Source organism: Allobosea sp. P4_C6 (assembly GCF_056402015.1).
This window is the reverse complement of record NZ_JBFUIF010000180.1, coordinates 1-2,410: the sequence shown is the minus strand read 5'-3', so window position 1 is coordinate 2,410 and position 2,410 is coordinate 1. Positions and strand designations below refer to the sequence as shown.

Sequence of the window (2,410 nt, the reverse complement as noted above, 5' to 3'; positions counted from 1 at the left end):
ACATGAGGGACGGACGACCCGAGAGCTGATTGGTCTCCCCCGTGAATTGGCCGGGGCCGTAGGTCTTGACCAGCGATGACCGGCCATTCGCGCTGCTCTGAAGCGCGTCGGCCGAGCCGTCGAGGAGCAACCAGCAGGGGGCGTCGCGCGTGCCGGTCTCATAGATGACCTCACGCTGAGCGAAGTGGTACGGCTCGCCGCTTGCGAAGCGGCGCGCCGTCGCGACCTGAAGGTCTGTGAGTGTTGGAAAGACCTGCTCCCGCCGAGCATCTCCGATTGCCATAAGAGTGCCCTCCATGTCGGACTATGCGACCTCTCGAACGCGACGTCATCCGATCAGATTGACGCCGCGATCCGCAAGAGCCCCCCTGATCAAATGAAAGGTTGTGGACCGAGGGTTCTGGCTCTCGGGCAAAGTGCGAATGTCCTCCGATGGCGCAACGCGAGCGCTACGTCCCACAACATTTGATAGAATGATCCCCGATGCGGCCTCCCAAGAGGCGGACCTGCCATGGATATCCAGGCGACATCGACGATGCCAGCGCTTCAACCTTAGTCGGCATCCCGGCCACCTCGACCTAATGCGCCGATCCAACAAACACATAAGCGGGTGTAATCCGGCCATTCCGAACCTAGAGGACACGCTGGCAACGGCATCGATCGAGCGCCAGTGGCCTAGGCGCGTCACCAGTCGACGACCGTGCCGTCGGCCGTGACCGCATGCTGAGTGTGGAGAATTTCCTGCTTGAACGGGTGCAAGGCAGCGACCTTCTCGTTGACCTCGATGCCAAGCCCTGGCGCTTCCGATAGCTGCCACGCACTCTTCACGCGTCGCATCGGGAGGGAGACCACCTCATCGTACCAAGGCACGGCCCCGACCATTTCCTCCTGGATGATGATGTTGGGCGTGGCGAAGCCGAAATGCAGCGCCACCGCACCGGCAATCGGACCGAGCGGGTTGTGAGGCGCAAGGCCGATGCCTGCGGCCTCTGCCATCGAGGCGATCTTACGCCCTTGCGACAGTCCTCCAACATGGCAGAGGTCGGGCTGGGCGATGTGTGTAGCGCGACTTGAGAAGAGGTTCTCAAAATCGTCCAGGTGAACCAGCCGCTCGCCCGTGGCAATTGTGCAGGGCGAATTCGCCGTGATGGTCTTCAGCGAGGCGAGCTCACCCGGCGGGATCGGCTCCTCGACGAAGAGCGGCTGGTAGGGAGCCAGCACCTCGATATAGCGCATGGCAGCCGCGGCCGAGGCGCAGCGGCCATGGAAATCCACCATGAGTTCGACGTCGTCGCCGACGGCCTCGCGCAGCGACCGCATGAGGCTGTCGACATGGCGAAGCCCCTTTGTGGTGGCGGTGTAGTGCGTATAGGGAATGAACACGACCTTGAGCGCGTTGTATCCCTGCTCGACCAGGGCGAGCGCGCTTTCGGCCAGCGCCGTCGGATCGAAGGTCTCGTAGACCGCGCGCATGTCGCCCAGGCCAAGGTGGGTGTAAACCGGAAGCTCGTCGCGGACCTTGCCGCCCAGCAGTCGCCAGACCGGCTCGCCGAGCGCCTTGCCACAGATGTCCCACAGCGCCTGCTCGATGCCGCTGATCGCGGACATGCCGATGACACCGAGGCGCCAGAAGCTTTGTTTCTGGAGAATCCGGACGATCTGTTCGATGTCGCGCGGGTCACGACCTATGATTAGCGGTTTCAGGTCCTCGATCGTCCCCACGACGCCGCGGGTCTTCCATTCCAGCGTCGCCTCGCCCCAGCCATAAAGCCCGGGCTGGTTGGTGACGACCTTGACGAAGATCCAGTTCCGCATCTCGGCGTTGACGACGAGTGTGGTGATGTCGGTGATTTTCATGGAACTCTCGAATGCCGTTAGTTGGCAGTGCGCCCGTCGCGAGGCGGTCGCCGCCCGGTCGATGAGGAACGATGGTTCTCGGCGCTCCCGGCTTGCATGATCGCCCGCCGGGGAGCGCCGGGCTCACTTCGTCGTGTTCAATTGCCGCGGATCTTGGCGAGATCGGCCTGGATGCGATCGATCGTATCCTTGCCGATGGTCGCCTGATGGCGCTGGTACACGGCGGCGGTCGCCTCGCGCATCTTCGTCAGCTCGTCGGGCGTCACCTCAGAGACCTGCATCCCCTTGGACTTCAGATTGGCCAGCGATTTGTCGTTCAAATCACGCGCGACGCGGCGCTCTTCGTTGCGGCCGACGATCGAGCAATCGGTCAGGATGGTCTGCTCCTCGGCCGAGAGCTGGTCCCAGAGCTTCTTCGAATACAGCATCAGGAACGGCGTGTAGGCGTGGCGGGTTAGCGTGAGGTACTTCTGCACCTCGTAGAGCTTCGAAGTGTCGATCGTGACCAGCGGATTTTCCTGGCCGTCAATCGCATGGGTTTCGAGGGCGGCAA

3 protein-coding genes are annotated in these 2,410 nt (G+C 62.7%); all 3 read right to left on the bottom strand.

Annotated features, from left to right (window positions below; all coding sequences use genetic code 11):
• Positions 1-283, bottom strand: a 283-nt coding sequence (locus AC1DVA_RS27620; RefSeq protein WP_476808017.1) for a cyclic nucleotide-binding domain-containing protein, incomplete at its 3' end; no start/stop codon positions are given.
• Positions 284-684: 401 nt separating this feature from the next.
• Positions 685-1,857: an enolase C-terminal domain-like protein gene (locus AC1DVA_RS27615; protein ID WP_476808016.1), complete on the bottom strand. Its 1,173-nt coding sequence runs from the start codon at positions 1,855-1,857 to the stop codon at positions 685-687.
• Positions 1,858-1,994: 137 nt separating this feature from the next.
• Positions 1,995-2,410, bottom strand: a 416-nt coding sequence (gene dctP, locus AC1DVA_RS27610) for a TRAP transporter substrate-binding protein DctP (RefSeq protein WP_476808015.1), incomplete at its 5' end; no start/stop codon positions are given.